This is a genomic window from Klebsiella sp. Sb-30 (assembly GCF_057652795.1).
On the sequence record NZ_CM172749.1, the window covers coordinates 1,152,837 to 1,176,203 of the forward strand.

Annotated in this window: 26 protein-coding genes; 8 read left to right on the plus strand and 18 right to left on the minus strand. The window is 55.0% G+C overall.

Going from position 1 to position 23,367, the window contains the following annotated elements:
* Nucleotides 1-27: 27 nt before the first annotated feature.
* The 11 genes from mprA to AC236I_RS05570 form a co-directional block, all read right to left on the minus strand.
* Nucleotides 28-558 carry a transcriptional repressor MprA gene (gene mprA / locus AC236I_RS05520; protein ID WP_004866799.1) on the minus strand — a complete coding sequence of 177 codons (531 nt, stop codon included), beginning with the start codon at nucleotides 556-558 and terminating at the stop codon, nucleotides 28-30.
* An 84-nt stretch (nucleotides 559-642) separates the two neighbouring features.
* Nucleotides 643-984 (minus strand): L-valine transporter subunit YgaH, encoded by a 342-nt coding sequence (ygaH, locus tag AC236I_RS05525; RefSeq protein WP_004866795.1) that lies wholly within the window; start codon nucleotides 982-984, stop codon nucleotides 643-645.
* Nucleotides 974-1,702 carry an AzlC family ABC transporter permease gene (locus AC236I_RS05530; RefSeq protein ID WP_015585890.1) on the minus strand — a complete coding sequence of 243 codons (729 nt, stop codon included), beginning with the start codon at nucleotides 1,700-1,702 and terminating at the stop codon, nucleotides 974-976. Before AC236I_RS05530 ends, ygaH begins: the two co-directional genes overlap by 11 nt.
* Nucleotides 1,703-1,910: 208 nt before the next feature.
* A complete protein-coding gene (gene proX, locus AC236I_RS05535; RefSeq protein WP_004866790.1) occupies nucleotides 1,911-2,909 on the minus strand; it encodes a glycine betaine/L-proline ABC transporter substrate-binding protein ProX in 999 nt (332 codons plus the stop codon).
* A 71-nt stretch (nucleotides 2,910-2,980) separates the two neighbouring features.
* Nucleotides 2,981-4,045 (minus strand): glycine betaine/L-proline ABC transporter permease ProW, encoded by a 1,065-nt coding sequence (gene proW, locus AC236I_RS05540; protein WP_004866787.1) that lies wholly within the window; start codon nucleotides 4,043-4,045, stop codon nucleotides 2,981-2,983.
* Nucleotides 4,038-5,240, minus strand: a complete 1,203-nt coding sequence (gene proV / locus AC236I_RS05545; RefSeq protein WP_004866784.1) for a glycine betaine/L-proline ABC transporter ATP-binding protein ProV — start codon at nucleotides 5,238-5,240, stop codon at nucleotides 4,038-4,040. Before proV ends, proW begins: the two co-directional genes overlap by 8 nt.
* 355 nt (nucleotides 5,241-5,595) lie before the next feature.
* Nucleotides 5,596-6,558: a class 1b ribonucleoside-diphosphate reductase subunit beta gene (gene nrdF / locus AC236I_RS05550; RefSeq protein ID WP_004866782.1), complete on the minus strand. Its 963-nt coding sequence runs from the start codon at nucleotides 6,556-6,558 to the stop codon at nucleotides 5,596-5,598.
* 10 nt (nucleotides 6,559-6,568) lie between these two features.
* Nucleotides 6,569-8,713, minus strand: a complete 2,145-nt coding sequence (gene nrdE, locus AC236I_RS05555) for a class 1b ribonucleoside-diphosphate reductase subunit alpha (protein ID WP_032718130.1) — start codon at nucleotides 8,711-8,713, stop codon at nucleotides 6,569-6,571.
* Nucleotides 8,686-9,096, minus strand: coding sequence for a class Ib ribonucleoside-diphosphate reductase assembly flavoprotein NrdI (gene nrdI / locus AC236I_RS05560; RefSeq protein WP_004866776.1), 411 nt, complete (start codon nucleotides 9,094-9,096; stop codon nucleotides 8,686-8,688). The genes nrdE and nrdI overlap by 28 nt, the downstream gene beginning before the upstream one ends.
* Nucleotides 9,093-9,335: a glutaredoxin-like protein NrdH gene (gene nrdH / locus AC236I_RS05565; protein WP_004866773.1), complete on the minus strand. Its 243-nt coding sequence runs from the start codon at nucleotides 9,333-9,335 to the stop codon at nucleotides 9,093-9,095. Before nrdH ends, nrdI begins: the two co-directional genes overlap by 4 nt.
* Nucleotides 9,336-9,518: 183 nt before the next feature.
* Nucleotides 9,519-9,950 (minus strand): carboxymuconolactone decarboxylase family protein, encoded by a 432-nt coding sequence (locus AC236I_RS05570; protein ID WP_015585892.1) that lies wholly within the window; start codon nucleotides 9,948-9,950, stop codon nucleotides 9,519-9,521.
* Between the two features lie 111 nt (nucleotides 9,951-10,061).
* Here AC236I_RS05570 and pdxR point away from each other — a divergent pair, with 111 nt between their 5' ends.
* Nucleotides 10,062-11,423 (plus strand): MocR-like pyridoxine biosynthesis transcription factor PdxR, encoded by a 1,362-nt coding sequence (gene pdxR / locus AC236I_RS05575; protein ID WP_123629442.1) that lies wholly within the window; start codon nucleotides 10,062-10,064, stop codon nucleotides 11,421-11,423.
* A gap of 130 nt (nucleotides 11,424-11,553) precedes the next feature.
* Here pdxR and AC236I_RS05580 read toward each other — a convergent pair whose 3' ends face one another.
* The gene (locus AC236I_RS05580) at nucleotides 11,554-11,880 is read right to left on the minus strand and encodes a DUF883 family protein (RefSeq protein WP_004866763.1); all 327 of its coding nucleotides are present in this window, start codon (nucleotides 11,878-11,880) and stop codon (nucleotides 11,554-11,556) included.
* 150 nt (nucleotides 11,881-12,030) lie between these two features.
* On the opposite strand from AC236I_RS05580, the gene AC236I_RS05585 reads away from it, so the two are divergent.
* The gene (locus tag AC236I_RS05585) at nucleotides 12,031-12,393 is read left to right on the plus strand and encodes a DUF2002 family protein (protein ID WP_004866760.1); all 363 of its coding nucleotides are present in this window, start codon (nucleotides 12,031-12,033) and stop codon (nucleotides 12,391-12,393) included.
* Between the two features lie 88 nt (nucleotides 12,394-12,481).
* Here the strand turns inward: AC236I_RS05585 and alaE are convergent, their stop codons facing one another.
* Nucleotides 12,482-12,931, minus strand: coding sequence for an L-alanine exporter AlaE (gene alaE / locus AC236I_RS05590; protein ID WP_004866758.1), 450 nt, complete (start codon nucleotides 12,929-12,931; stop codon nucleotides 12,482-12,484).
* Nucleotides 12,932-13,646: 715 nt separating this feature from the next.
* On the opposite strand from alaE, the gene stpA reads away from it, so the two are divergent.
* Nucleotides 13,647-14,048, plus strand: coding sequence for a DNA-binding protein StpA (gene stpA, locus AC236I_RS05595; protein WP_004866755.1), 402 nt, complete (start codon nucleotides 13,647-13,649; stop codon nucleotides 14,046-14,048).
* An 84-nt stretch (nucleotides 14,049-14,132) separates the two neighbouring features.
* Here the strand turns inward: stpA and AC236I_RS05600 are convergent, their stop codons facing one another.
* The 4 genes from AC236I_RS05600 to AC236I_RS05615 form a co-directional block, all read right to left on the minus strand.
* Complete coding sequence (locus AC236I_RS05600) at nucleotides 14,133-14,312, minus strand: hypothetical protein (protein ID WP_015585895.1); 180 nt, start codon at nucleotides 14,310-14,312, stop codon at nucleotides 14,133-14,135.
* Between the two features lie 93 nt (nucleotides 14,313-14,405).
* Nucleotides 14,406-14,927, minus strand: coding sequence for a rhodanese family protein (locus tag AC236I_RS05605; RefSeq protein ID WP_004866749.1), 522 nt, complete (start codon nucleotides 14,925-14,927; stop codon nucleotides 14,406-14,408).
* A gap of 9 nt (nucleotides 14,928-14,936) precedes the next feature.
* Nucleotides 14,937-15,236 carry an ArsR/SmtB family transcription factor gene (locus tag AC236I_RS05610; protein ID WP_004866746.1) on the minus strand — a complete coding sequence of 100 codons (300 nt, stop codon included), beginning with the start codon at nucleotides 15,234-15,236 and terminating at the stop codon, nucleotides 14,937-14,939.
* A 78-nt stretch (nucleotides 15,237-15,314) separates the two neighbouring features.
* Nucleotides 15,315-15,920, minus strand: coding sequence for an FMN-dependent NADH-azoreductase (locus tag AC236I_RS05615; protein WP_004866743.1), 606 nt, complete (start codon nucleotides 15,918-15,920; stop codon nucleotides 15,315-15,317).
* A 106-nt stretch (nucleotides 15,921-16,026) separates the two neighbouring features.
* Between AC236I_RS05615 and AC236I_RS05620 the strand changes: the two genes are divergently transcribed.
* Both AC236I_RS05620 and AC236I_RS05625 read left to right on the plus strand, forming a co-directional pair.
* Nucleotides 16,027-16,947, plus strand: coding sequence for a LysR family transcriptional regulator (locus AC236I_RS05620; RefSeq protein ID WP_004866739.1), 921 nt, complete (start codon nucleotides 16,027-16,029; stop codon nucleotides 16,945-16,947).
* An 88-nt stretch (nucleotides 16,948-17,035) separates the two neighbouring features.
* Nucleotides 17,036-17,632 (plus strand): undecaprenyl-diphosphatase, encoded by a 597-nt coding sequence (locus AC236I_RS05625; RefSeq protein ID WP_487608709.1) that lies wholly within the window; start codon nucleotides 17,036-17,038, stop codon nucleotides 17,630-17,632.
* Between the two features lie 7 nt (nucleotides 17,633-17,639).
* Here the strand turns inward: AC236I_RS05625 and AC236I_RS05630 are convergent, their stop codons facing one another.
* On the minus strand, nucleotides 17,640-19,436 hold the full coding sequence (locus tag AC236I_RS05630) for a sigma-54-dependent Fis family transcriptional regulator (RefSeq protein WP_015585898.1): 1,797 nt from the start codon (nucleotides 19,434-19,436) through the stop codon (nucleotides 17,640-17,642).
* 250 nt (nucleotides 19,437-19,686) lie between these two features.
* Here AC236I_RS05630 and exaC point away from each other — a divergent pair, with 250 nt between their 5' ends.
* The 3 genes from exaC to AC236I_RS05645 all read left to right on the plus strand — a co-directional run bounded on the left by exaC (nucleotide 19,687) and on the right by AC236I_RS05645 (nucleotide 23,325).
* Nucleotides 19,687-21,207 (plus strand): acetaldehyde dehydrogenase ExaC, encoded by a 1,521-nt coding sequence (gene exaC, locus AC236I_RS05635; RefSeq protein ID WP_004866732.1) that lies wholly within the window; start codon nucleotides 19,687-19,689, stop codon nucleotides 21,205-21,207.
* 756 nt (nucleotides 21,208-21,963) lie between these two features.
* Nucleotides 21,964-22,560 (plus strand): fimbrial protein, encoded by a 597-nt coding sequence (locus AC236I_RS05640; RefSeq protein ID WP_487608710.1) that lies wholly within the window; start codon nucleotides 21,964-21,966, stop codon nucleotides 22,558-22,560.
* Between the two features lie 96 nt (nucleotides 22,561-22,656).
* A complete protein-coding gene (locus tag AC236I_RS05645) occupies nucleotides 22,657-23,325 on the plus strand; it encodes a fimbrial biogenesis chaperone (RefSeq protein WP_369974012.1) in 669 nt (222 codons plus the stop codon).
* Nucleotides 23,326-23,367: the final 42 nt, after the last annotated feature.

Genomic DNA, 23,367 nt, shown 5'->3' on the forward strand with positions numbered 1-23,367 from the left:
AGAAAAAGTTTTGAGCAGTTCCCGCGCTTAACGCAGCGACTCCGCCAGTACGCCATCCTCTTCCATCTGGTCAAGGCGGCTAAGCAGTTTGCGGGTGATGTGCTCGAGCTGGTCTTTCTCGCTGGTGCTCAGAGAAGACCAGAGCTGATGCAGGCAGTTGTGCTGCGGCGGTAAAACTTCGCGCAAAAACTGATGACCTTTGTCGGTGAGTTGCAGATGCAGGCAGCGGCGATCGTTGTCGCTTTCGCGACGCTCAATCCAGCCGCGTTTTTCCAGTTCATCGGCAATACGGGTTGCGTTGGTCCGTGACGATCCCAGCGCGCAGCTCAGCTCAGAAGGCTGAATACTGTGGTTTTCCTGAGACTCCAGCGTGATCAGCGCCATAAATAATGTCTCGTTAATCCCCTGCGCTTTCAGCATCTTATTGCGGTTTTCCAGTAGCTTACCTTGCATGTGCATACAGAGGCGGGTGAGCAGAATCTCCTGGAAAGGGAAATCTTCGTGACGGCTGGCGCGGAACTTGAGCATTTGCTCAATGGGAGTAAACGAACTATCCATTTGGGTATGACCTCATTAATTACAGCCGATATAATAACTATTGTGACAAATAAATCAAATCAATTATTGACTAAAATTGATACTTTAAAAGTATAAAAAAGTTGTGATTTTCCATGCTATTCCATAGGCCAACGCGCTCAGCAGCGTGGGCATAATAATGCTGCGCGTCTTCCAGAACGCCAGTCCCAACACCGTGAATCCAACCAACGTAGGCAGCAGCCGTCTGGAATCGCTGAGGATTTCCGGCACGCTGGAGACGATCAGCAGGGCGCAGATGGAGGCGATGCCGATGGTATCGAGCAGCACGCTGAGCGGACCGCGTCGCGTCGGGCGCGCGTTTCCTGCGCGCAGGCGCAGCGGCAGATAGCGAAACAGATAGTTCACGCAGCCGACCACTATCCCGATAATCAGCACGTTATTGTTCATCGGGCATCCCCTGAATGCTGGCCTGAATCAGCGCGGCCAGACAGCCGCAGACAATCCCGGCGAGAATGGCCGCTGGAATAGAAAACAGAATAATGCCGCCCAGGGCACCGGCCAGGGCGGCCGTCACGCTGAGAGACTGTTTCCGCTGGAACGAGGCCAGTAAGAAGCTCATAAACAGCGCGGGTAGCATAAAGCTCAGCGCGGCTTCCACCGCCGGAAAACCGACCAGCAGGCCGCTACCGGAGTAGGCGCCGATCAGCGTGCCGAACACCCATGATATCCAGGAGGTGAAGGCGATACCGAGCATCCAGCTTTCGCTCCAGCGGCGGTTGTCGCGAACCAGCTTTGCGGTGGCCGCCGCGAAAACTTCGTCGGTCAGGCCAAAAGCCCAGAGCGCGGTTTTTCGTTTATCCAGCGCGCGATGAATGCGGCTACGTAGCGAAGGGCCGTACAGAACGTGACGCACATCCATCGCCATCACGGTGAGGGCCGCCACCCACAGCGAGCTGCCTGCGGCGAGCATCGCGGTAATGACGAACTGGCTGGCGCCGGCGTAGATGATGCAGGAAAAGAACAGGCTTTCCAGCGGCGTGAAGCCGAGTCGGGTGGCGTTCAGGCCAAAGGCAAAGGCCACGGGAATGTAGCTAATCACAATCGGCAGGCTGTCTTTAATCCCTTCAGGCAGCGTGGCCTCACTGGCAGGGGCAGGTTTTTCCATAGCGCGTTATTTATTGATAACTCACGTGAATATCACATGATTGAACAGGTGAGATTACCTTAGCAGAGAGCGGGGCGCTTTGACACCTTGTTAAGCGGCGCTGGCGGGTGAGTGGGACCGTCTGAACGCTACCCCGGCCGGCGCCGGGGTAGCGGAGTGGCGCGCTCAGGTACCCGGACTGCGCGCTGCCTCCGGGCCTGAGGGCAGGTTACTTCTGCGCGGCCAGCGCTTCTTTCACCCAGCCGTCAAACTGCTGCTGATGGGCTTTGATCCAGCCATCAACGTGACCCTGAATATCCGCTTCTGAGGCATGACCTTCATGCATCATGGCGTTTTCGGCGTTAATGTCGGCAATCGGTAGTTTCATGATGCTAAACAGTTTTGCCGCCGCCGGGTTTTTCTCTGCCCAGGCTTTGTTGGCCACGATGTGCATCGTGCTTACCGGGAAGCCATAGTTCGCGCCGTTAGCCAGTTTGGTATCGATATTTTTCTGCACTCCCGGCAGGGAGGAGAACGGAACCTGCAGCCAGACGACATCTTTGCCCGGCTTCAGCACGTCGCTGACCCAGTACGGCGTCCATGTGTAGTAGATAACCGGCTTACCTTCTTTAAAGCGGGCAATGGTATCGGCCATCATCGCCGCATAATTCCCCTGGTTGTGCACCACCGTTTTGCTCAGGCCATAGGCATCAATCTGATGATTAATGACCGCTTCGCAGCCCCAGCCCGGCGTACAACCGGTCAGATCGGCTTTACCGTCGCCGTTGGTGTCGAACAGTTTGGCAATTTTCGGATCTTTCAGCTGATCGATGGATTTGATGTGATACTGTTCGGCGGTTTTTTTGTCAATCAGGTAGCCCTGTGCCGCGCCGTTAACAAAAACGCCTTCGCGATAGAAGCTTTTATCGCCACCGGCGGCAGCGTACATATCGTCATGCAGCGGCTGCCAGTTGACGGCGGTGAAGGTCGCGTCGCCGGAGGCAAGCGAGGTATAGCCAACGTTGTAGTCCACTTCGCTGGGCTTATCGACGGTGTAGCCCAGTTTTTCCAGCGCGCGGCTCACCAGCAGGGTCTGGAAGGTCTCTTCCGTAATGGTGCTTTGAATCGGTTTGACGGTAATGCCTTTTCCCGGTAGGTCGGCTGCCCAGGCAGCGCTGGTGGCGAGCAGAGTGGCAAACGTTGTGGCAATAATCGTGTTATGTCGCATCGTTATTCCTTATGAATGAGAAGGGAGAGCTGCGGGCCCGGCAGGTGCAGTGCCGCCGGGCGATGAGAAGACTATTTACAGAACGGGCGGGTAATCAGCCCCAGAGGACCGGTTGCGTACCAGCGACGGTTGCCGCGGCTGCGGGAATCGCGGCCGACGGCCTGGGTCAGGCGGTCGAGAATAATCGCCAGAATGACGATCCCGACGCCGCCGACGCTCGCCAGCCCCATATCGAGGCGGCCGATCCCGCGCAGCACCATCTGGCCAAGACCGCCCACGGCGATCATCGAGGCGATCACCACCATTGACAGCGCCAGCATCAGCGTCTGGTTAACCCCGGCCATGATGGTCGGCATTGCCAGCGGAAGCTGCACTTTAAAGAGCAGCTGACGCGGGCTGGCGCCGAACGAGCGCGAAGCCTCAATCAGGTCCGCGGGCACCTGGTTAATCCCGAGGATGGTCAAACGGACGATAGGCGGCAGGGCGAAGATAATAGTCACCACCACGCCTGGAACGTTACCAATCCCGAACAGCATGACAATCGGTACCAGGTAGACGAACGCCGGCGTTGTCTGCATGGCATCCAGCAGCGGGCGAATAATTTTCGCCGCTCGTGGGCTACGCGCCAGCCAGATCCCCAGCGGCAGGCCGATCAGCATACAGAACAGCAGTGCGGTCAGAACCAGCGCCAGAGTCACCATCGCCTGCGACCAGGCGCCGATGGCACCGATCGCAACCAGAGAGATCAGCGTCGCTACGCCCATCCCCACGCTGGAGATTTGCCAGGCGATAAGCGCGAACAGCACAATGGCGACCGGTGCCGGCATGCCTAATAACAGCTGCTGGAAAGCGCTGAGGATGTAGTCCACCGGCACACGGATGCCCTGGAACAGCGGGCGGAAGTGCACCACGATCCAGTCGATACCGTGCGTCACCCAGCTGTCGAGCGGGATCAGCGTTTTATGGAACGGATCCATGATGTTGAAATGTTCCGGCTGCGGCGCCGGCGCGCTGTTTAGCCAGTCGGCACCGCCGCCATCGGTCGGTGCGGATGCCGGGGTGCCCCAGGCATCGGCAGATTGTGCGGCGCTATCCGCCGCCGGTGCGGTATCCCACGGGTTAGATTGATCAGCCATTGTTTGCCCCCTCGCGATCTAAAGCCTTCAGCAGCATTCCTTTAGAAATAATGCCGATGTACTGGTGCCCTTCATCCACAACCGGAACCGCGCACGGTGCCTGGCCGACGTGGGAGAGCAGGTCGCTGAGCGACGTTTGCGCATCTACCGCCTGCGGGGATGCGAGTAACGCCGCATCAATTCCCTGACCTTCGCTCAAGGCGGATTTCAGTGAATCAATAGAGACAATACCGACAAACTTATTACCACGTTCAATCACATAACCATATTCACGGTCTTCGTCCTGCAATAATTTCAATGCTGAACGCGGACCGAAACCTGGCGTTTTACGAATTAAGCCTACCGGGCTTCGTCGGGCAATATCTTTAGCGCTGAACACCTGGCTAATATCGACACCGCGGAAGAAGGTTTTGACATAATCATTGGCGGGATTATTCAGTATTTCATCCGGGGTACCGACCTGAATGACTTCGCCATTTTGCATGATGGCGATGCGATCGCCAATGCGCATGGCTTCATCAAGATCGTGGGAAATAAATACCACGGTACGCTGATGTTTCGCCTGTAATTTTGTCAGCTCATCCTGCATTTCTGTACGAATTAATGGGTCAAGGGCCGAGAAGGCTTCGTCCATTAATAAGATATCAGGGTTGATGGCCAGCGCACGGGCGAGGCCGACGCGCTGGCGCATTCCGCCGGAGAGCTCATCCGGGTAAGCATGCGCGTAATTCTCCAGGCCGACCTGACGCAGCGCCTCCAGCGCTTTCTGCTGGCGCTCCTGGGTCGACATGCCCGCCAGCTCCATACCAAAGGCGGCATTGTCGAGCACGGTCATATGCGGCATCAGCGCAAATGACTGAAATACCATAGCGATCTTTTTTCTGCGCACCTCACGCAGCTCGGCTTCTGAGATTTTGGCGATATCGACGCCATCTATCAGCACCTGCCCGCGGGTGGGTTCAATCAGGCGATTGAGAAGGCGAACCATGGTGGATTTTCCTGAGCCGGAAAGCCCCATGATGACGAATATCTCGCCTTCTTCAATGGTCAGACTGGCGTCTTTTACGCCAAGCGAAAGTCCCGTTTTTTCCAGTAGTTGTTCTTTAGTAAATCCTTTTTCAATATATTTGAACGCTCGCTGTGGATGCTCGCCAAATATCTTATAGAGATTCTTAATTTCTAATTTAATTGCCATGCAATAGAGAGTTTCCTGTTATTTGTATTATGTCAATATAGTACCTGGTGGAGATAATTACCTTTTTACACCCTAACATACTCAGATTCTGTGACAACCCTCAATGTCCCATCGGCGGCGAAATGAGAGGGCCGCACTTCGGCGTATTCCCCATGATAGAAGGGCTGAGCGTTGATTATTGGCAGGTGATATTTTTTACAGATGATAGGGGAATAACTGGTGAACCACGCGATTCTTGCTGAATATTACGGCAATATGTCAGGAAAATATCGCGTGGTTTTTTTGTGTGATAAAAGTTAATTATGTGAAATAGATCACCAGGAAACCGGACAATATATTCCTGGTGAAAGTAAGGTTAAAAATCCCAATCGTCGTCGGCGGTTTCTTCCGTTTTGCCCATCACATACGAGGAACCGGAGCCGGAGAAAAAGTCATGATTTTCATCGGCATTTGGCGAAAGCGCCGCCAGAATCGCCGGGTTGACCGCCGCCATCTCTGCCGGAAACAGCGCCTCGTAGCCCAGGTTCATCAGCGCTTTGTTGGCGTTGTAACACAGGAAGGCGTTCACCTCCTCAATCCAGCCGCTGTCGGCGTACAGATCCCGGGTGTAGGCCAGTTCGTTATCGTATAAATCCATCAGCAGATCGAGGGCAAAATTCTTCAGCTGCTCCCGCTCGTCGGCCGCGATGTTTTCCAGCCCCTTTTGGTACTTATAGCCGATGTAATAGCCGTGCACCGCTTCATCGCGGATAATCAAGCGAATCAGGTCGGCGGTATTGGTCATTTTGCCGCGGCTTGAAAAATACATCGGCAGCCAGAATCCGGAATAGAAGAGGAAGGATTCGAGAAACACGCTGGCGATTTTCTTCTTCAGCGGATTATCCGCCTGATAATACTCCAGCATCAGCCGGGCTTTGTGCTGGAGCGGCGCATTCTCTTCGCTCCAGGCGTAGGCGGCATCGACATCTTTGGTCTGGCACAAGGTGGAGAAAATCGAACTGTAGGAGCGGGCATGCACCGCCTCCATAAAGCTGATGTTGGAGAGCACCGCCTCTTCGTGCGCGGTCAGCGCATCCGCCATCAGCGCCGGCGCGCCGATGGTGTTCTGAATCGTATCGAGCAGCGTCAGTCCGGTGAACACGCGAATAGTAAGCTGCTGTTCCACTGGCGTCAGCGTCTGCCAGGCGGGAATGTCGTTAGACAGCGGCACTTTCTCCGGCAGCCAGAAGTTGCTGGTCAGACGGTTCCAGACCTCCAGATCCTTATCGTCCTCAATGTTGTTCCAGTTAATAGCGCGAATACGCGTTAAATGGGTCATCCTGTTCTCCTTACAGCGCGCAGGACACGCAGCCTTCGATTTCGGTACCTTCCAGCGCCAGCTGGCGCAGACGGATGTAATACAGCGTTTTGATTCCCTTCTTCCACGCGTAGATTTGCGCCTTGTTGATATCGCGGGTGGTGGCGGTATCGGGGAAAAAGAGCGTCAGCGACAGCCCCTGATCGACGTGCCGCGTGGCTTCGGCATAGGTGTCGATAATTTTTTGCGGGCCGATTTCCCAGGCATCCTGATAGAGCGCCAGGTTGTCATTGGTCATAAATGGCGCGGGGTAGTAAACCCGCCCGGTTTTCCCCTCTTTGCGGATCTCTATCTTTGAGACAATCGGGTGGATACTCGAGGTCGCATGGTTGATATAGGAGATCGATCCGGTAGGCGGGATGGCCTGCAAATTACGGTTATAGATACCGTGGCGCATGACGTCATCGCGTAGCTTCAGCCACATATCGCGGTCGGGAAGGCGGATTCCGGCGCGGGCGAATAGCGCGCGCACTGTTGCCGTTTTCGGCTGCCAGTCGCCCTGCAGATAGCGTTCGAAGTATTCGCCGCTGGCATAGCGCGATTGTTCAAATCCGGCAAAATACTCACCGCGCTCGCGGGCTATCTGCATCGACGTATGCAGCGCATGCCAGGTGACGGTATAAAAATAGAAGTTGGTAAAGTCCAGCCCTTCCGGGCTGCCGTAGGCGATACCTTCCCGGGCCAGATAGCCGTGCAGGTTCATCTGGCCAAGACCGATGGCATGGGAGGCGGCATTGCCCGCCGCCACCGATGGCACCGAGCGTATATCACTCATGTCGGAAACCGCCGTCAGGCCGCGCACCGCCACGGCGATCGTGCGGGCAAAATCCGGCGAATCCATGGTATGCGCAATATTCAGCGACCCAAGGTTGCAGGAGATATCCTGGCCTACGCTGGCATAATCCAGATTTTCATCAAAGGTCGACGGGGTGTTGACCTGCAAAATTTCCGAGCACAGGTTACTCATGTTAATTCGCCCGGCAATCGGATTGGCGCGGTTGACGGTATCTTCAAACATGATGTAGGGATAGCCGGACTCGAACTGAATCTCTGCCAGCCGCTGGAACAGTTCCCGGGCGCGGATCCAACGTTTGCGGACCCGCTCGTCGGCGACCAGCTGCGTATACATCTCGCTGATGGCGATATCGCCAAACGGCTTGCCGTACAGGCGCTCGACGTCATAGGGTGAGAACAGCGCCATCTGCGCGTCGTCTTTTGCCAGCTGGAAGGTAATGTCCGGGATCACGACCCCAAGCGACAGGGTTTTGATGCGGATTTTCTCATCGGCGTTTTCCCGCTTGGTGTCCAGAAAACGCAGAATGTCCGGATGATGGGCGTGCAGGTAGACCGCCCCGGCTCCCTGGCGGGCGCCGAGCTGGTTGGCGTAGGAGAAGGCATCCTCGAGCATTTTCATCACCGGCACTACGCCGGAAGATTGATTTTCAATGCGCTTAATCGGTGCCCCGAACTCGCGCAAATTGGACAATAAAAACGCCACGCCGCCGCCGCGCTTAGACAGCTGCAGCGCCGAGTTCACCGCCCGGCCAATCGACTCCATATTGTCTTCAATGCGCAACAGGAAACAGGAAACCAGCTCGCCCCGCTGCTGTTTACCGGCGTTGAGGAAGGTGGGCGTCGCCGGCTGAAAGCGCCCGCTGAGGATCTCATCGGTCAACTGCCGGGCCAGAGTCTCATCTCCCTGCGCGAGGGTGAGGGCGACCATGCAGGTGCGATCGGCAAAATGCTCAAGGTAGCGTTTGCCGTCAAAGGTCTTCAGGGTATAGCTGGTATAGAATTTCCAGGCGCCGAGAAAGGTCCGAAAGCGGAACGGGTAGCCGTGCGCGTGGTCAAACAGCGTCAGCACAAAACGGCGATCGTAGCGTGCCAGCACGCTGGCATCGTAATAGCCTTCGGCGATCAGCCATTCCAGTTTTTCATTCTGCGTCGTGAAAGAGACGGTATGGGTCAGCACGTGCGTCGCCATAAAGGCGTCTACCGCCTGGTGGTCTTTTTCAAACGGAATACGGCCATTACTGTCATACAAATTCAGCATCGCATTGAGGGCGTGGAAATCTGCCGCCCCGGTGGTTAGACGTTCTGCGGTTGTCGTTGCCAAAATTCGTTTACTCCTTTACGCACGTTATCGACATCGGTTGGGGTGCCCATCAGCTCAAAGCGATACAGATACGGTACGCCGCACTTTTGCGCGATGACGTCGCCGGCCCGGCCATAGGCGTCGCCGAAGTTACGGTTACCGGCAGCAATCACGCCGCGTATCCGCTGGCGGTTATGCGGGTCGTTTAAAAAGCGGATCGCCTGCCGGGGCACCGCGCCAGCCGTGCCGCCGCCGCCGTAGCTGGGGACAATGAGAATGTAGGGGGCGTCTACCTGGATGCGTTCCCGCTCGTTAAGCGGAATGCGCACCGCGGGCAGCCCCAGACGCTGGACGAACCGATGCGTATTTTCGGAACTGCTGGAGAAGTAGACGATCAGGCTCATGCGTTGGCCACCGGTTCGGGGCGCAGGCGGTTAATCATATCCGGGCGAAAACCGGACCAGCGGGTTTCACCGGCTATCACGACCGGCAGCTGACGAAAGCCCTGTTCGCGCAGCATGTCAGCGGCATCCGGATGATGCTCAACATTCACCATCTCGAAGGCAAATCCGCGGCTTTCCATGGCCCGCTTAGTGGCATGGCACTGGACGCAGTCATTTTTAGTGTAAATAGTAATGCGCATGATTCGTATTTCCATTTAAGATAACAGAACGGCGCAAAAAAGTGCGACGTCCGCTATCGGTTAACTGTTCAGGAAATACTAGATGTAGTTATCTAAAAGTTCAACCACGCAATATATAGCGTTTTTAGATAAGGGGAACCCTCACGGAAGCACGCCATGAGGGCCGGACGGGTACGCCTGAAATTACAGGCGCATGCTGACCGCAAGGCGGTTAAACGCGTTCATCAGGCTGATGGCGAAGGTCAGGTCGCTGATCTGGCGTGCGCTGAAATGCTCCAGCAGCGGCAGGTAAACATCATCTTCTGCGTGGGTGCTGGCAATATGCGTCACCGATTCCGCCCACGCCAGCGCCGCCTGTTCTGCGGCGCTGAAATGCCCGCTTACCCGCCAGCCGGCCAGCGCATCCAGTTTAGTCTGCGCCACGCCGGATTTACGCAGCGCTTTACTGTGCATTTCCAGACAGAAGGCGCAGCCATTAATCTGTGATACCCGCAGGTAAACCAGTTCCAGCAGGGCGCCGTCCAGTTCGCTTTTTTCCAGCGCAATCTTGGCCTGTACCAGCGCGTTATAGACTTCCGGGCTCAGTTCGTTATAGGGCTGACGGAGTGTGCTCATGATGTTTTCCTCAATGTTGAACCGCGGGGAATGGGTTCTAAGACCGCAGCAAAATAGCACTATAATGGACTGCAAAAGATAGCCATATTTTAATGGAAAAAGCAGACCATAATGGAAATCAAAAAAGTCCCGCACTATCAGCGCATTGCCAGACAGCTCAAATCTGCGATTGAACACGGCGAACTCGCGCCGGGCAGCCGCCTGCCCGCCAGTCGGGTTTATGCGCAGGAGCTGGGCGTCTCCCGCGCAACCGTGGAGAATGCCTGGGGTGAGCTGGTGGCTCAGGGCTGGCTGGAGCGACGAGGGCAGGCGGGCACCTTTGTCAGCGAGCGTCTGAGTCCGCTGCGGGAGGAACCGGCGCGTCTGCCGTCGGGCATTGAACCGACGACGCTGCAGCCGTTTCAACTGGGTCTGCCGGCGCTGGATCTTTTCCCCCGCGGCCTGTGGGCGCGGGTGATGGGGCGGCGACTGCGAACGCAAACGCGTTTTGACCTGGCGCCCGGCGATCCGTGCGGTGAGATGATCCTGCAGCGGGCCATTGTCGATTATCTGCGGCTTTCCCGCAGTATTGAATGCCTGCCCGAACAGGTACTGGTGACCGGCAACTATGCCGCTTCCATGAGGCTGCTCCTCCGCACTCTGGCGCAGCCAGGTCAGCATATGTGGATGGAGGATCCGGGGTTTCCGCTGATTCGGCCGGTGATAACCGGGGAAGGGGTGGTCATCGATCCGGTTCCTGTCGATGAAGAGGGGATGGATGTGGCGTGGGCGCAACGCCATTACCCCGATGCGCATTTTGCGCTTCTCACTCCCGCGCACCAGAGTCCGCTGGGGGTTGCGCTGTCGCTGGCCCGACGCAGGCAGCTGCTGGCATGGGCGGCCCGGCGCGACGCCTGGATTATTGAAGATGATTACGATAGCGAATTTCGCTACCGGGGTAAGCCGCTGCCGCCGCTGAAAAGTCTTGATGCCCCGCAGCGGGTAATTTACGCCGGCACCTTCAGTAAATCGCTTTTTCCGGCATTACGCGCCGCCTGGCTGGTGGTGCCCCTTCCGCAGGTGGCCGCCTTTCGCCAGCAGGCCGAATGGATGAGCTGTAGCGTACCGACGCTGTGGCAGCAGACGCTGGCTGACTTTATCCACGAAGGTCATTTCTGGCGTCATCTGAAGAAAATGCGTACCTGCTATGCGCAGCGCCGACAGTGGCTGGAGTCCGCGCTATTGGCGCAGGGGTTCAGCGTCGTCCCTCAGTTAGGGGGGATTCAGCTGGTTATTACGGTGAACGGTGACGATCGGGCGCTGGCTCTGAAAGCCCGGCAGGTCGGCCTGTCGGTACAGGCGCTGAGCGACTGGCGGATACAAAGTCGCGGCGAAGGGGGGCTGCTGGTGAGCTTTACTAATCTGACATCGATGGCGATGGCAACGGAGGCGGTGCGTCAACTCAAAGTCGCGCTGTTTTCTGCTGATAAATAAAGTCGCTGATTGAGGATTCGGGGGATTGAGCTTCCTGAAGTAGCGATCGTGCGTTGAGGCAACAAAAAGCCCCCGGGCCAGAGGCACACAGGGGCAGACGCGTATTTGTTATCTTCATGTATCGTTTATATTATCGACGTAAATTCAATAATACGCCAATAAATAGTCCAACTGCGGCAGCGGCTCCGACGCTCTGCCACGGTTTATCCCGCACGTAGCTATCGGCACAGCCTGCGGCATCGCGAGCGGCCTGCTGCACACGGTTGTTCCCGTTCAGACGGGCTCGCGTCTCTTTCAGCAGCGCCTGGGCTTTTTTCCGTGCGGCATCAGCTTCATCTTTCGCATCGCTGCCCCATGATTTCAGCACCTCTTCTAGCGTATCCGCTAATTGGCTGACATCGTTATGAATATCTTCAGCGCTTTCATCGACATTGTTGCGGTTCAGACGGTTAGCCATCGATTTCTCCCTTAATTCCATTGAGTCATTAAGTGTAGAACAAGATTTTGAATTATGCTTTTGCAGTGCCGTTTCTGGAATTTTCCGAAAGCACTATCAATGATGAATAAGGTAAGGTAAAGGTGCGGTAAAAGATAAAGAGGAATGAGTATGTATTTAAGACCCGATGAGGTGGCGCGTGTTCTTGAAAAAGCCGGCTTCACCATGGATGTTGTGACGCAAAAAGCGTACGGCTATCGCCGTGGCGATAATTATGTTTATGTGAACCGCGAAGCGCGCATGGGGCGGACCGCTTTAATTATTCATCCGGCGTTAAAAGAGCGCAGTAATTCGCTGGCGGAACCCGCCTCGGATATCAAAACCTGCGATCATTATGAACAGTTTCCGCTGTATTTAGCCGGAGATGTACAGCAGCATTATGGTATTCCGCATGGCTTCAGTTCACGCATGGCGCTTGAGCGTTTTTTGCGGGGATTATATGGCGAAGCGCAGCCGAGCCTGTCTCATAACTAATCGTATGAAGACCCGTGCCTGGATGTGAAGTAGGGGAAAGCAGACGAGCAGGCGACTGACGGTGGTCAGTCGCAGGTTGCATCGGGACTCAGGCTTTAGCCTGCTGGTAAGCGCTGACGCGGAACAGACGGCGGCAGTAGTCAAGGAAATAGCCGTAAACCGCTCCCATCATCATCGATACCGCAATATTTGAGCTCACCGCCGCGGCAATTTGATGCCAGTCGGCACCGACGGAAAATAAGATAGCAACATACACCGGCGACTGGAATGTCACATAAGCCACAACATCGGCAATACTCTTCATCCAGGCGGAAGGGCTAATGTGACGTGCCAGGCGCATGGCGCGGTCGCGGTAAAATCCGTAAGGCACGGCAATAATAATGTTCACCGGAATCGCCACCAGGCGCGAGGATAACGACTGCTCAAAGGTCATTCCGGAGAGGAAAATTTCGATCAACATGTTCACAACGGTGCAGTAAACCACCATCGCAAAGGTGTCTGCTACCGCATGACGCAAGCGGGACTGCGCAGAGAACATCGGTGTGCTCCTCGAAAATGAAGTCTGATACGCCACAAAATGCGCTCTTTTACAGCGTTTTGGGTTGCCTGTTTTGATGTGCGTAGATTATCTCTCTGCGATGAAAGAGACAACTAGCTGTAAATTTTTATTTAATGGCTTTTTGTCGATAAAATACTCTGCGAAAGGTGGTTTTGTCTTCGCTGCGCTACTTTTGTCCTGGCTCTTAATTTTTTATTTATTTATCAATTGTTTATGTTTTTGGTGAGCAGAAAGGGAGGCTCACGCGAAGCCACGATTGTGCCGACTACCGCCTGAAGTCACGTTCCAATGTGATTTCTGTCACTTTTAGAATAATTTATGCCATAAATGCGATTTAAATAGCATTAGATTCTGTTTTTGTTCGTTGGTGTGTATTCGATTTTCATGCATGTTCATTCACTGGCAGAGCGTTGTGACCTTATCCTTCCGTCGGACATATCCCGCTAACCTGCTGACCATGCAGGTAATATACTGAGTGATGATATTTTTGCGGTTTTTTTACTCTATTCAGATTGTCGCTGAATTAATTTCGGGGATTAACTGGATAACCGCTGTGGTTATTTTAAATAAAATATGGACGTCGTGGTCTGAATATATTTATCACTCGCCATTAAAGGTGGTAATATATGGCTTCATATATTAAAGTACCCCGGTAGTATTGTCTTATATGTAATTTGGGAACGTTTAATAATTTATGTCTTTAATGTTACAGAAGTTGAATAATATCCGTTCACTGCGGGCGATGTCGCGTGAATTCTCCATTGACGTACTTGAAGAAATGCTGGAAAAACTCAGGGTCGTCACTGAAGAAAAACGGTCAGAGCAGCAGTCTGCCCTGCAACAGCAGGCGGAATACCAGGAAAAAATTAATACCTGGCTGGAATTGATGATTGCCGACGGTATTACACCTGATGAGCTGGTCACGCAGAATGCAGGCCCGTCGAAGGAGGCGAAAAAACGCCAGCCGCGTCCGGCAAAATACCGGTTTACCGATTTTTCCGGTGCGCAAAAAACCTGGACCGGCCAGGGACGTATGCCGAAGCCGATCGCTCGTGCGATTGAAGCCGGCGCGACGCTGGAAAGTTTTCTGATTTAAGCGTTAGTGAAAATGATATTCGGCAGGAGTTAAGGCTGCTGTCGGATAGCGAAAAAATAACGGTGGGGAATCCCACCGTGTGTATTAGCAAACGCCAAAATCACCTTCTTCTTTATAAGGTGTGACGTCTGCAGGCTTCAGAGTATATTTCTCACCCTGTTCATTACTGGCCTGTACGGCGACAATATGATCTTCACCGACGGCCACAATCTTGAGTTTTGGTCCGCCCATACGAGGCTGAACCAGATCACCTACTGAATACATCGTTTTTCTCCTCTGGCATGGATTAATGCCGCTGTTCGCCTTCACTTTAGCGTAGCTGAATATCAGCATACAACAGGCCTGATGCCGCAGGCGTCAGCGTCGGTTCCAGGGCATGATGGCCAACAGGCGCGCCATCCCGCAAAAACCGCTGATGCCGGCGAAGGTTAAGCCGGCGCCGACAAAAGCGCTCAGCAGGAAAAAGCCGCTACTGACGCCATAGCCCAGCGCCACGCCCAGCAGAATGAGCACTCCCGCGGCGATTTGCACCTGGCGCATTAACGGCAGCGGCTGGGTTTTATCCTCTTTGACGGGCAATCCTGCTGCTTTCCAGGCCTGAATACCGCCGGCCAGCAGTTTCACCTGTGCCGGAGCTGCCGCAGCCAGCAGACGAATGGCATTATTTTGTGTACGCGATCCCGCCTGACAATGAAAAATGACCGTTTCATCCGCGGCAGTGCGCAGCATTGCGCCGTTATTCAGGGCAGCCAGCGGCACCAGCTCGGCATCGGGGATGTGTTCGCGGGCGTATTCATCGGCATCGCGAATATCGATTAATCTGGCCCCTTGCGCGATTTGCGCCCGGGCCTCTTCAGGAGAAAGGGTGACGATAGTCATGACGGCTCCTTATGGGCAATAAATGGTCTTCAGCGTGGTAATGATTTGCTGAACCGCAGGGTGGGTGATGAAGTAGTGGATACGTTGCGCCTCGCGCTCACTGCCGATCAGGCCTTCATCGCGCATGCGTGCCAGATGCTGAGAGGTGGCCGAAGGGCTCAGGCCGGTGATCTGCGCCAGTTCGCCTGCGCTGGCGCGCGGCGTCTCGCACAGCATGCACAGAATCATCAGCCGGTTCGGATTGCTCATGGCTTTCAACAGGGCGGCGGCTTCCCCGGCGCTGGACTGCAGCTGTTCTGGTGTATTCATGTATTTTAGTCTTTTCTAAATTTAGATAAGTCTAAAATAAAAAACGGCGCGGTACCAGCGCAGAAAATGCCGTCGCGGTCAGGACGCTTGCGTCAGTCGGATAAGCTGTTCTGTGGCCTGGGCGATGCCAGCATCGCGGCCGTGAGGCTGGATATCCAGACCTTCGGCATAGATAAATGTCACTTCGCTGATGCCCATCAGACCCAGTACCGAACGGAGATAAGGGGTTACGGCATCGGTATCCTGCCCGCAATGTACGCCTCCGCGGGAGCTGATCACCACCGCGCGTACACCCTCGACCAACCCCTGAGGCCAGCTGTCGGTGTAGCGGAAGGTTTCGCGGGCCCTGGCGACCAGATCAAACCATTTTTTCAGATCGGTAGGGACGTTGAGATTATACATGGGGGCGCCGATCACCAGCAGATCGCTGGTTTTCAGCTCATCAATCAGCCTATCCGATAGCGCGACGCCCCGCTGGATCGCCGGAGTCGGATCCTGGGCGCCGCGCAGGGCGGCAAACAGCGGCCGATCGAGGGCCGGCAGCGCCATGGTCGTCAGATCGCGTTCTGTCACGCTATCCTGCTGGCCAGACGCTTTGCGCATCTGCATATAGTCATCTATTAACCGGTTGGTCAGCGATGCCTGACCGTTGATGCTGGATTTCAAAAGTAAAACCTGACTCATGGGACGTGGCCTCTGGTTATCGTGGTTACGCAAAGGCTAACACTGTCTTTTTGGCGCCAGTAGTGACATTATTTTTCTCAATTGTATCCTTTCAGGAACCAATCTTATGAACACCGACCTGAGCGGTATTCCGGTTTTTGTCGCCGTCGTGGAGTGCGGTAACTTTGCTAAGGCGGCGGAGAGGCTGCACGTGACCCGCTCGGCGGTCGGTAAAACGGTCGCTCGTCTCGAGGCGCGGTTGGGCGCGGCGCTTTTCCAGCGAACGACCCGCAGTCAGACCCTGACGGAAGAGGGGGAGCTGTTCTACCTGCAATGTCGTCAGGCGCTGGACAGTATTCGCGAGGCGGAGGATGAAATCCATCGCGGCAAAATGCGGGTGCAAGGGCGGCTGCGGATCAGCCTGCCGGTGCTGTTTGGCCAACGCTGCGTATCCCCGATTCTCTTTTCTCTCAGCCAGCGCTATCCGCAGCTAAAACTCGCGCTCTCTTTCAGCGACCGCCAGGTTAATCTTTTTGAAGAGGGATTCGATCTGGCGATTCGTATTGGCACGCTGGCAGATTCCACCTTCCTGAAAGCTCGTCACCTCGGCCACCATGGCATGGTACTTTGCGCCTCGCCCGCCTATTTACAGGCGCATCCGCAACCATCGACTCTCCCTGAACTGGCCGGACACCAGACCATCGGTTACCTGCGCGGCGGGCAGCTTCAGAAATGGCGGCTGCACGATCCACAAAGCGGTCCCGTGGCCTGGCAGCCGCAGGCGCATCTGGTGATGGATGATTTTACGGCGATAGCGGCGGCGGCGGTGAGCGGGCTGGGTATTGCCTGGATTCCGGACTGGCTGGCTGCCCAGGAGGTTGAACAGGGGCGGCTGCGCTGTATTCTGCCGCAAAGCGCCAGCGTCACCTTCGCGATCTCCGCCGTCTGGCCCGAGGCGCCGTGGGTGCCGCAGAAGATCCGGGTCACCATCGATGCGCTGCTCGCCGGATTGCCCCAGGCGATCCGCCAGACCGGAGGCCACCCATAAAATGCGTCATCTCTTCGGCGTGGGGTTAAGCGTAACTTAAGAGAGAATCGCGATAATGACAGTAATATGACTGGCATGGACCCTCGCAATGAATGTACTCGAAACGGTTAACCAAAGCGCTTTTCTGGCGCTGAATGCTCAGCCGGGAACGTCGGAGAGCCTTCTGGCGCTAGCCCGCTTCTGCGCAAGCGGAATGATCTTTATCGTTCCGGCTATTCTGCTCGGTCTGTGGTTTTTAGGCGGCCGCCAGGGGCACCGGCAGGCGCTGTTTTGCACGCTGAATATTCTGATGGCGCTTGCGTTGGGCTATCTCTGCGGCTCGCTGTGGTTCCACCCCCGGCCGTTTATGATGCCGCTGGGCCATACCTGGATCAGCCATCCGGCGGATAATGGCTTCCCGAGCGATCACGGCCTGGTGATGTTCAGCGCGGCATTTGCGCTGCTTTCGCTGCGTCTACGCAGCCTCGGGCTGTTTGTCCTGCTCGCTTCGCTGCCGGTGGCCTGGTCACGCATTTTCCTCGGGGTCCATTTTCCGCTGGATATGGCCGGCGCAGTGGCGGTGGCGGCGGTTGCCGTCTGGGTGAGCAAAGGGGTCTGGCAGGCCTTTGGGCCGGCAATGGTGCGGATTTGTGAAGCCATCAGCCAGCGCATGTTTTCCTGGCTGCCGGCCCGTTTTACGCCGTAGCTAAGGTTTAGTTTCTTGTCCGCGCGGCGCGCCGGTAGAGCGTGCTGCGCGCGACTCCCAGAGCCTGCGCCGCTTTACTGACATTACCGTTATACGTCGACAGCGTGTCGGCAATCAGCTGGGCATCGTGCTGCTGCAATCCGCGTGACGGAGCCGGAGCCGGGGCTGACCGGTACTCCGCCGGTAAATCCTCCACCTCCAGTTGTTCTCCTTCATCAGCCAGCGCCAGCAGCACCTTCAGCAGGCTTTGTAGCTGGCGCACGTTGCCCGGCCAGGGAAGGGTGGCGAGATGGGTCAGGAGCGCAGGCGAGAGCTCTACGTGTCGCGCTTCGGCACCGAGGGTTTGCCATAGCTGCTGAAGAAACGCCGGCAGCTGTGGCCACTCCCGCAGCGGCGGAATAGTGAGGGCGAATTCGCGCAGGCGATAGAGCAGGTCCTCGCGAAACGTACCGTCGGCAACATGCTGCATCAGGTTACGGTGGGTGGCGCAAATAAGCGCAAAGCTGACCGGAGCGCTCTGACTGGCGCCGAGCGGCGTAACCTCTTTTTCCTGTAGCACCCGCAGCAGCCGGGTCTGAAGCAGCATCGGCATATCGCCAATCTCATCGAGAAACAGCACGCCGCCATCCGCCTCGCGAATTTTACCGATATAGCCATTCTTACTGGCGCCGGTAAAGGCGCCAGGCTGGTAGCCAAACAGCTCCGATTCAATCAGCGATTCGGGGATCGCCGCGCAGTTGATAGCCACGAATTTACCGTGGCGCCAGCGGCTGTGCTGGTGAAGCGTGCGGCTGACAAACTCTTTGCCGCATCCGGTTTCGCCTTCAATACACAGGGCAATGCCGGCATTCAGCAGACGCACCATCTTCTCCCCCTCACGCTGACTGGCGAAAGGCAGCTCGATGGCCGGCAGCGTCGGCGCGGGGGCCGGAGCCGGTACCGCAACGTGGGTTCGGGTTGGCGCGCGCAGGCGGTAGTAATAGGTTTGTCGCTGGTGGGTCAGCGGCAGCGGAACATTCACCGCCGTTTGCGCCAGCTGAGGAAACAGCTGCTGAAAGGTGATATGGCCGAGTTGTCCGCTATCCAGGCCCAGATCGCGCATCGCCAGGCGGTTGCCGGCGGTCAGCACGTTATCGGAAAAGACCAGAAGTAGCTCTTCAACGCTGTCGAGTTTGTGGGGGTGAAGGTGCAGGCTCATCAGCCACTGCTGCGGATGGAGACTCTGTTTTACCCACAGATATTCAATCTGCTTCGCGGCCTCTTTTACCCACGCCAGCGTGTGGGGGTGCGGGAAGTGGGCCGGGCCGGAAATATCCAGCACCCCGGCAATTTTTCCGTCCGGACTCTGAACCGGCATCGCGGCGCAATAGAGATCCTGATTGCGGGTAAGGAAGTGCTGGCGACCGTCGATTTCACAGCTGTCGTCAATGGCCAGCGCGGTACCGATGGCGTTGGTACCGCGCCCGCTCTCGCTCCACAGATTTCCCGGAGCCAGCGCGAAGCTTTGTGCTTTCTGCATGGCGTGCATGTTACCGAAGGTTTGCAGCACCAGACCGCTGGCGTCAGAGAGGATTACCACCGACTGGAGATCGCTCACTTTTCGCGACAGGGTGTTCACCACCGGCTGGGTCAGCTGCTGTAAGCGGGCATGGCTGGCCAGCGCATCCGCCAGTTCGCCGGAACCCAGGCGCGGGAAATCATCCGTCGCGGGATCCAGGCCGTACTGCTGGCTACGAAACCAGGAATCGCTGAGCAACGGGCTGGTTTTTACCTCGGGATCGAGAGTAAACGAATTACCTTGCACGGAGCACCTCGGGGTCGGATGGATGATGTTGCAATATTGTAGCTTTATGGTTTCTCATGTGTTGCGATTTGCGACACATAAGCAAAATTACGTCTCCATGCGATACAGGATTACATCTTATGGTATTGAATTGTTTAGCTATTTATTCCTTCAATAAATCTGGCATAACCTCTGCATAAGCTTCTGTGCAGCAGGCAACAGCAAAAAACCAATACGCCGCTGCGCCTCAACCCTACAGAAGGAGATTGCAATGCGTTATGCACATCCTGGCACCCCGGGCGCCTTAGTTTCATTCAAGTCCGCATACGGTAACTATATTGACGGTCAATTTGTCGAACCACTCGGCGGCGAATACTTTATGAATACCTCCCCCGTGGACGGGAGTGACATTGCACAATTTCCCCGCTCCGATGCCAAAGATATCGACTTTGCTCTTGATGCCGCACACCGCGCCGCGGAAGCCTGGGGGAAAACATCGGTACAGCATCGTTCCAACCTGCTGCTTCAGGTCGCCGATCGGATTCAGGAGAACCTGGAATATCTGGCGATTGCTGAAAGCTGGGACAATGGTAAACCGGTGCGCGAAACGCTGAATGCCGATCTGCCGTTGGCGGTCGATCACTTCCGCTATTTTGCCGGCTGTCTGCGGGCACAGGAGGGGAGTACTGCGGAAATTGATGAAACCACCGTGGCCTATCACTTCCATGAACCGCTGGGCGTAGTCGGGCAAATTATTCCGTGGAACTTTCCGCTGCTGATGGCGGCCTGGAAGCTGGCGCCGGCGCTGGCGGCCGGGAACTGTGTGGTGCTCAAGCCGGCAGAGCAGACGCCGCTGAGCATCACGCTGCTGCTGGAAATTATTGGCGACCTCTTCCCGCCGGGCGTCCTGAACGTGGTGCAGGGCTTCGGTAAAGAGGCCGGTGAAGCGCTGGCAACCAGCAAGCGTATTGCCAAAATTGCCTTTACCGGCTCAACGCCCGTCGGACGGCATATTCTGGCCTGCGCGGCGGAGAACATTATTCCCGCCACCGTTGAGCTGGGCGGCAAGTCGCCAAATATCTATTTTGCCGATGTGATGGACGGAGAAGAAGAGTTTATCGAGAAGGCGGTGGAGGGGCTGGTGCTGGGCTTCTTCAACCAGGGCGAAGTATGTACCTGCCCATCGCGCGCCCTGATCCATGAATCCATCTACGAGCCGTTTATGGAGCGAGTGATGGCGAAGGTGGCCCAGATTCGCCGCGGCGATCCCTTTGATACCGACACCATGATCGGAGCACAGGCATCACGCCAGCAGTTCGATAAGATCCTGTCGTACATTAAGATTGCCCGCGAAGAGGGGGGGCAGATCCTGACCGGCGGAGAACGCGCCAGTATTACGGCTGAACTGGATAATGGTTACTACATTCAGCCAACTCTGATTAAGGGGCGCAATGATATGCGCAGCTTCCAGGAAGAGATTTTTGGCCCGGTCATCGGCGTCACGACCTTCAAAGATGAGGCAGAAGCGCTGGAAATAGCCAACCAGACTCAGTTTGGGCTCGGCGCCGGCGTCTGGACCCGCGACAGCAATCTGGCGTACCGAATGGGGCGTGGGATTAAAGCCGGTCGTGTCTGGACCAACTGTTATCACGTCTACCCGGCCCATGCCGCGTTTGGCGGCTATAAACAGTCAGGCGTCGGTCGTGAAACTCATAAAATGGCCCTTGATGCCTATCAACAGACGAAAAACCTGCTGGTGAGCTACGGTACCGCGCCGTTAGGACTGTTTTAATTGCCGGTCTGAATATCTGACCTGCTGCGGGGGGCTCAAACCCGTCACCGGTATCTGAGGTGACGGGTTTTTTTATGCCGTCGGCTGTCCCACTGGTCGGTAATCCTTGTCACGTCTTTTAAAAACGGCGATCCGCGCCTTTGCATGATGTTTATTAAATCGATAAATATGAAATTTATTCAACTTATTCTTTCATTTGAAATATGTCACCGTGAGAAAACAAGGACAGGTATTTATTAGTGTTATTATGATTTCGGGGGTGACAAAATAAATAACATGACCTCGACTAAGAATATTCCTAATTCTGGGTTTATGCCTTGCGCCTGCACAGAAAAAATCTCACCAGAATAGCGCGGTTTTTATTAAATTTGTTAATTAATAAGTGGCGTTGTTGTGCGTTATTGTTATGATGTTTGGTTTTTTGGGTTTGAGAATTAACAATTCAGGCGAAAATGATGAATTACATTTTAAATGTAAAATAAAACGTTATTTCATTAACATAACAAATTATTGTTTTTTATTTTTATCAGGAATAACATTTCTTCCAATGTTAAATGTTTTGCTATGTCCCTCCGTTTAAAAATTATTTCACGAACGTGTTGAAATAAATTAAATGGACGGTCCTGCTGTGCATTTAATATCCTGCAGAGGGAACGCGACTATTTTTAACATGGACAATCTGCAAGCAGAACCACTCAGGTCATCACCGCCCTGGGCGCGATCTGTTATAAATATATGTTAGAAATGAGATAAATAATGAAGACACAATTTCGTATTATGGCAATGATTGTCGGTGCTCTGGTGTCCGGCGTAGTATTAGCATCACCGTCACAACCCGCGCGTTCCGCATTGTCCGTTAACCCTGGCGCCAGCACAGGGACGCAAAGCACGGGCGGCCAGATCGAATTCTCCGGTTCAATTACCGATACCTCCTGCGATATTGATAGCAACAGCGCCAGCCAGGTAATCGATTTGGGCAAATGGGCAAGCAACTTCTTTACTGGCGCAGGTTCTGAGACCACGAAAACCGCCTTCCACATTAAAGTGAAAGATTGTCCAGCCTCCGTCACCAGAGTGGCGGTGCTGTTTGACGGCACCCGAGATAGTAACAACAGCAATCTGCTGGCGGTTAACGGTGGCGCCCAGGGCGTAGCCATTAAACTGTATGAGGATGACCGCGCCACGCCGATTAACCTCGGAACGGTATCACGTGACCAGACGGTACTTGCGGGTGCCGGCGGAGCCAGCACCGGGACCGCGGATCTGGAGTTTTTTGCCGATTATATCTCCACCAGCGCGGTTTCCGCCGGGGCGGCAAACGGCACGGCAAACTTCAATATGGTTTACAACTAACACATCAATGAGCAGGTTTACCTGCTCATTATTATGCATTTACTGGATAGTTTCTTTTTTATTCGTTGTTTTCCAGACGCTTATCTGATGGTTGTGATTATGAAAAACATGCTGGCCGGTATCGCGGCTGCCTTTTTATTGTTAGCCGCTGCGGCCCAGGCCGGTATTATTATGGGCGGCACCCGGGTTATATATCAGGAAGGAAAACGTGAAGCCTCTATTTCAGTGAGCAATGCGGATCCGCATTCCCCCTATCTGGTGCAGTCGTGGGTAGAAAACTATGTGGAAAAAGAGCAGGGACCAGTCCCTTTTATTGTCACGCCGCCGCTGTTTCGTCTCGACCCGGATCAAGAAAACGTATTGCGAATTAATTTCATTGGCGCCGATCTTCCTCGCGATCGCGAATCCGTTTATTGGCTGAATGTAAAAAGCATAGCCCCGACGCAAAAAGGGGATGTGAATAAACTCCAGGTCAATATTAAATCTAAATTCAAGATTTTTTATCGACCGAATAGCCTTGCCGGGGATCCGATGAAAGCCTGGCAGCAATTAACCTTTAAAGTGGAGGGTAATCGACTGGTGGCGCACAACCCAACGCCTTATTTTGTCTCCTTTTTCTCCCTCTCGGTGGGCGGTAAAGAGATAGATGAACCCGGCATGATTGGACCGTTAACCCGCAAAGAGTGGCCGGTTAACGGTGCAGGGACGATTAGGTGGCGCGCCATTAATGATTTTGGCGGTATTACGGATAGCGCGCAGCAGTAATCCTTGCGCTTTGCATTGCCAGGTCAGCGATTGTGAAAAAAA